Raw genomic sequence first — 5,733 nt, forward strand, 5'->3', positions numbered from 1 at the left:
TATTCCTGCTGTCCGCGTTGTTCATTTATATTCTTCCCGGAAAGGAATACGGGGGTCTCGTCTGTTTTGGGGTAAGGACATTTGCGATCATGGCTTTCATCGGCGTGGCCGTGATACTCATCGGCATGACCCGGGAGGAGAGGGATTATGTGGTGAGAATATTAAAAGAGAGACTATCCCGCGCTCAGTGAAAGCTTTCGGGAATAAAGATGTAATCAAATTAATATACAGATGAATAAGACAATTGAGATCACGAAAGTGGTCGCTGTTGGCGACACTATCCAGTATGAGATATGCGATTCTACGGGCTTGAGTCTTCTTAAAAGCCGGAGGGTGGAGGCATGGGTGAAGTTCCATCATGCTGAGGGCTTTCCCTTTTCCTTGCGCGACTTGCCGGAATCCATCTTGGCTATCCCTATCTCGCTGTACTTATTACCGGCTACGTGGTTCTATGGGGTGGATCTGGTTGTCCCGTCCATGGATAAGACGTTGTATGAGTGTTTGCCGAATATTTATGAGACTTATTCCCGGATTTACGGTCCCTTTAAGAAGGTGTGGAGCGGGAGGGTGAGACCCGGAGCCGTGGTGGAGAATAAGATGGGAAAGAGCGGGTTTGATACGATCGTGTTCTTTTCCGGGGGCATAGATGCGGTACATGCCGGGATAAATAATCCAGGAAAGAGGAGTGTCTTGGTGAGTGTGCCAAGTATCGAGGCTATGGCAAAGACGAAGAAAGAAGACACCGGTGAGGATTTCCTCCAGGTCAAGTCTCGTCTCATCCGTGAGTTTTCCGCCGTTTCAGGCAGTGATTGGCTTCTGATCACGAATAATTTCCAAGCCGATGTTTTTGATGACGATCGGATATGGGCGGAGTTGAAGAACGCTTTCGCCCTCAGTAGCGAGGCGTTCCGTTTCGATGGATGGTTTGGCATGAAATATCTGGGGAACCTGCTTTCCGCCGCGCCTTTTGCTTATGCGCTGGGTATTAGATATTTAGTTATGGGAAGTACCTTTGAGCAGTTAGAGGATAATCATGCCTCCAATTTGGACGGGGCGAATCCGGAGCTGTCGGATTCATTCAAGTTCGCGGAGGTTTCCTTCACCGAGCAGGATGGTCTTTATGTGCGGCGTTCACTGAAAGCGAGGAATATCGTGGAGTGGTGTAAGGCACGGGGGGAGCGAACCATGCTTTGGACTTGTTTTGATGACGAGACGGAGCAGTGTGGCACGTGCATTAAATGTGTGAGGACGCAGCTTAATATCCTGTGCGCGGGAGAGAATCCGGCAGATTGGGGATTTAAGAAGTTCGACGAGAAGCGATTCTCCCGTCACGTTCGTCTCTATCAATATTGCGAGCGGAATTTATGCTGGCTTTGGGATATCGTGGATTCCATCGATGACACAGTGACCTATCCTTATTGCGATAAACTGTTACATTGGCTGAAAGGTGTGGGCTATAAACGCTATTCCCAAAGAGCGAAAAGGGCTTTCTATGTGAAAATGCTCCTCCGGATTCACCGATACCCCCATTACGTGAAGGCGATCTTCTTGAAACTGATGGGGAAGAGGCGGTAATGTAGGATCAATAGGCTGGATAAAAATAAGGAAATATGTCATTTAAACGTAAGGTAAAGGGGATGATTAAGTTCATTCTCAATAATATTCCTGCCCGGAAGTTTGACGTTCGGGTGGTAAGTCTCGCTCCGAACGAGTTGTTGAAGGGGCGTGTGGCTCTGATCACGGGCGGAACGAGCGGGATAGGTTTCCATATGGCGAAAGCGTTTTTACGGAGTGGTGCGGCGGTCGTGATAACGGGTCGTAGTGAAGAGCGCTTGCGACTGGCCTGTGGGGAATTGAACGAGGATGATCATTACAAAGGCCGTTTGTTCGATTTGGTAATGGATAATACAAGGGTGGACTTATTCCATGATCGTTTTCAAAAGGCGTTAGATAAAGTGGGATCCGGAGGATTTCCGCATATAGATATATTGGTGAACAATGCGGGTGTGCTAGGTGCCTCGATGCCCAATGCCACGGAAGAAGCGTTTGACAAGGTGATAGATACGAACCTTAAAGGCGTATTCTTCTTATCGCAACTGTTTGGCGGATATTTGAAAGCGAATAAGGTGGAAGGGAATATCCTGAATGTAGGTTCGTCCTCTTGCTTGCGTCCTGCGACTTCCGCTTATACGCTTTCCAAGTGGGGAATACGAGGCCTGACGCTTGGACTTGCCAAGAGCCTTGCCCCTTATGGTGTTACGGTGAACGGGATAGCGCCCGGGCCTACGGCCACCCCGATGTTGTTGAAAGATGGTCAAGGTAATATCACGAATAAGGGGAATCCGATAGGGCGCTATGCCTTGCCGGAAGAGATAGCTAACATGGCGGTAGTGTTGGTAAGCCCAATGGGACGGACGATAGTCGGAGATATGGTTTATATGACAGGGGGAGCCGCAACTGTCACTTATGATGATATGGATTATACTTTTTAGAAAACAGGAATATGGATGGAAAATATTATAGCTCGGAACGTAGTGTCCAGCTCCTTATCTCGTTGCTTAAGCAGCACGGAATCAAGAAAATCGTTGCGTCTCCAGGAACTACGAATCTTTCGTTTGTCGCGAGTTTACAACAGGATGAGTGGTTTGAGGTGTATTCGAGCGTGGACGAGCGTAGTGCAGCGTATCTGGCGTGTGGTATGGCGGAGGAATCGGGCGAGCCCGTGGTGTTGAGCTGTACGGGGGCGACGGCTTCCCGTAATTATATCCCGGGACTAACCGAGGCTTATTATCGAAAGTTGCCGGTACTGGCCGTCACGAGCACGCAGGATATTTCCCGGATCGGCCATCATATCGCACAGGTGATAGACCGGCGCGTCATACAGAACGACATCGCTCTCTTGAGCGAGTATATACCTGCGACGGACGACAGCGTGAAGGAGTGGAGTAACACGGTGAGGATAAACTGCGCCTTGCTGGAGTTGCGTCATCGCGGCGGAGGCCCAGTGCACCTGAATATGGAGACCACCTACAGCCGCGATTATTCGGTTAGGGAATTGCCGCAGGCACGGATGATCCGCCGTGTCATGCCGAAAGACCTGTTCCCCGAGTTACCCAAGGGGCGTGTGGCGGTCGTTGTCGGCACGCACCGGAAATTCACTGATCCGGAGACGGCGGCTCTCGACGCTTTCTGCTCCACCTACGATGCGGTGGTGTTCACGGATCATACCAGCGGCTACAAAGGGAAATACCGGGTCCCGGTCTCCATCCTCTCCTCGCAAGAGAAGGACTATTGCGACTTGGTGAGCATGGATCTGCTGATACATATCGGAGAGGTATCCGGAGGTTATATAGGAATGCGCCCCCAGGAGGTGTGGCGTGTGAACCCGGACGGAGCGCTTCGCGATACCTATCGTAAACTGACCTGCGTGTTCGAGATGGAGGAGCGGGCGTTTTTCGAGCGTTACGCGGATACCGCGTCTGCGGGGCGTCAAGGCTACCTGGACGCTTGCCGGGAGGAACTAAGAGCCATTTGGGCGAAAGTGCCGAAAAGCGCCTTGCCGTTCTCGAACGTATGGATAGCCCATGAGACGGCAGGTCGTATCCCTGAGGGAAGCGTGCTCTTCTTGGGTATCCTCAATACGTTGCGTACATGGAACTACTTCGACCTGCCCGATTCGGTGTACGGATACGCCAATACCGGCGGGGTGGGGTGTACGGATACGCCAATACCGGCGGTTTCGGCATAGACGGCTATATCTCCTCGTTCATGGGCGCTTCCTGGGTACATCCGGACAAGCTCTATTTCTGCGTGGCGGGCGACTTGGCCTTTTTCTACGACATGAATGTGCTGGGAAACCGTCATGTAGGGAGGAACGTCCGCATCTTGCTAGTCAATAACGGCAAAGGGACGGAGTTTCGCAACTACATGCATCCCGGCGCCGCCTTCGGCGAGGCGGCGGACGATTACATCGCCGCGGCCGGTCACTATGGCAATAAGTCGCGCCAATTGGTGCGCCACTATGCGGAGGATCTGGGATATGAATACCTTTCGGCCGAGAATAAGGAGGATTATTTGAGGCAACTCGACCGTTTCCTCGCTCCGGGTCTCACCGATCGTCCCATGCTGTTCGAGGTATTCACCGACAGCCGGGACGAGAGCGATGCCATACGGATCATGAACAACTTGAACGTATCGACCAAAGGCGTATTGAAAGAGGCGATGAAGAGCGTGGTAGGAGAAAAGGGGAAAGAGATGATCAAGAAGGTGATGGGGAGATGAAAGAGAGAGAGAGCTGGTTCGATTTTCTTCGGGGTGTGGCCGTTTTGATGGTCATAGCGATCCATACGTTTGCCGCCACTTCGCAAAAAGAGGAAATGGTTGGAGACGCACTGATTGTATCTAGGCAGATGTTGAATTGCGCTGTACCCCTGTTTTTGGCCATATCTGGTTATTTCCTTGCAAAAAAGCAAGGCGAGCGGTCGTATGCGCGATTCTTGAAACATCAAATCCCCAAGATCTATATACCTACTCTAATCTGGTCTTTACCTTATTGGGCCCTCTATGTGTGGCAGGGTAATGATTGGATGAAAGGCATGATCCTATTCCTCGCCTGCGGCTTCTCCATCTATTATTTCATAGCCCTTATCATTCAATACTATGTATTGCTTCCGGTGTTACGAAAGGTTAATATGGGGGGTAATTTTAGCATTCGTTATCACTATGGTGGCTATAATACTAGTCACTTATTTAGATTTAGTCAAAGGATATGGCATGAGTTCCTTGGAAAAGGGTGGCCTGTTTCCCGTATGGCTCCTGTTTTTTGTGATGGGGGTTTATCTAGGCAATAGAAAAGAGCGTGCTTATCGGCTTTGGCCATGGCTTTTTGTAATGGGTATAGGTCTGTTCCTCTCGTTTTTGGAAACCAAATGGTTGTATCCTTTGTACCATATGGGATATGGCATAAAGGCCTCCGCGCATCTCTATTCGTTGGCGGTAATCATGGTATTGTTTTCCGAGAAGACTCAGCGGAAGTTTACCTCCTTTGGCCTTTGGTTTAGACTATTGGTCTGGTTGGGACAGATCTCGTTTGGGATATACCTTATCCATTGCTTTTTTATCATGGTATTGAGTCGCTTGCCCTTTCATTGGGATTGGTTCTCACAGACATTCGTAGTGTTGGCTCTCTCCTCATGCCTTGTATATGGCGTACGAAGAGTCTTGCCATCGGTGGCTCGCAGGGTAGGATTTTAAAAGGACTCGAATGATTGGGTTCTGCTGTCTTTTTACAGGGTGCGCTGCAATACAACAGTGCCCTTTCCGCCTAATGTGAGGTGATTGTAACCCGAAATACGAAAGATTTCTAATTTTTAGAACGTTTATCTCTATTGGGTGATGGCCGTCCGGCTGTCGCTTTGATAACTTTATACTTATAAATCAGTAATTCATGGATCAGCAATCCGCAGTTTCGAGGAAGAAAATAAAATATAGACTATGAGAATAGGAATCGTTACGTTTTGGCAAAGCGGTGACAATTATGGGCAGCAATTGCAGTGTTGGGCTTTGCAGCGTTATTTAAAAGGGATTGGCCATGAGCCATTCTTAATACGTTACCTCTATAAAGAACCACTTTGGAGAAAGTGCTTGAAGCTTATGGCGAAGACGGTTCTCGTCTATCCGCTCCTGCGTTGGTGGAGGCATCGCGAGGTCAGGCGCATGGAGGCTGTTAATCGG

4 protein-coding genes and 3 pseudogenes are annotated in these 5,733 nt (G+C 49.6%); all 7 read left to right on the top strand.

What is annotated here, in order from left to right:
* A pseudogene (locus QVP94_RS15055) lies at nucleotides 1-191 on the top strand (lipopolysaccharide biosynthesis protein); the annotation flags it as partial.
* Between the two features lie 40 nt (nucleotides 192-231).
* On the top strand, nucleotides 232-1,575 hold the full coding sequence (locus QVP94_RS15060; RefSeq protein ID WP_022192921.1) for a hypothetical protein: 1,344 nt from the start codon (nucleotides 232-234) through the stop codon (nucleotides 1,573-1,575).
* A gap of 35 nt (nucleotides 1,576-1,610) precedes the next feature.
* Nucleotides 1,611-2,492 (top strand): SDR family NAD(P)-dependent oxidoreductase, encoded by an 882-nt coding sequence (locus tag QVP94_RS15065; protein ID WP_022192922.1) that lies wholly within the window; start codon nucleotides 1,611-1,613, stop codon nucleotides 2,490-2,492.
* Between the two features lie 11 nt (nucleotides 2,493-2,503).
* Complete coding sequence (locus QVP94_RS15070; RefSeq protein ID WP_022192923.1) at nucleotides 2,504-3,748, top strand: thiamine pyrophosphate-binding protein; 1,245 nt, start codon at nucleotides 2,504-2,506, stop codon at nucleotides 3,746-3,748.
* Nucleotides 3,652-4,281, top strand: a complete 630-nt coding sequence (locus tag QVP94_RS19420; RefSeq protein WP_502685449.1) for a hypothetical protein — start codon at nucleotides 3,652-3,654, stop codon at nucleotides 4,279-4,281. Before QVP94_RS15070 ends, QVP94_RS19420 begins: the two co-directional genes overlap by 97 nt.
* Nucleotides 4,282-4,328: 47 nt before the next feature.
* Nucleotides 4,329-5,253, top strand: a pseudogene (locus QVP94_RS15075) (acyltransferase).
* Nucleotides 5,254-5,493: 240 nt separating this feature from the next.
* Nucleotides 5,494-5,733 (top strand): annotated as a pseudogene (locus QVP94_RS15080) (hypothetical protein); the annotation flags it as partial.

Source organism: Parabacteroides sp. CAG:2, from assembly GCF_000436315.1.
In the GTDB taxonomy this organism is placed as follows: domain Bacteria; phylum Bacteroidota; class Bacteroidia; order Bacteroidales; family Tannerellaceae; genus Parabacteroides; species Parabacteroides distasonis.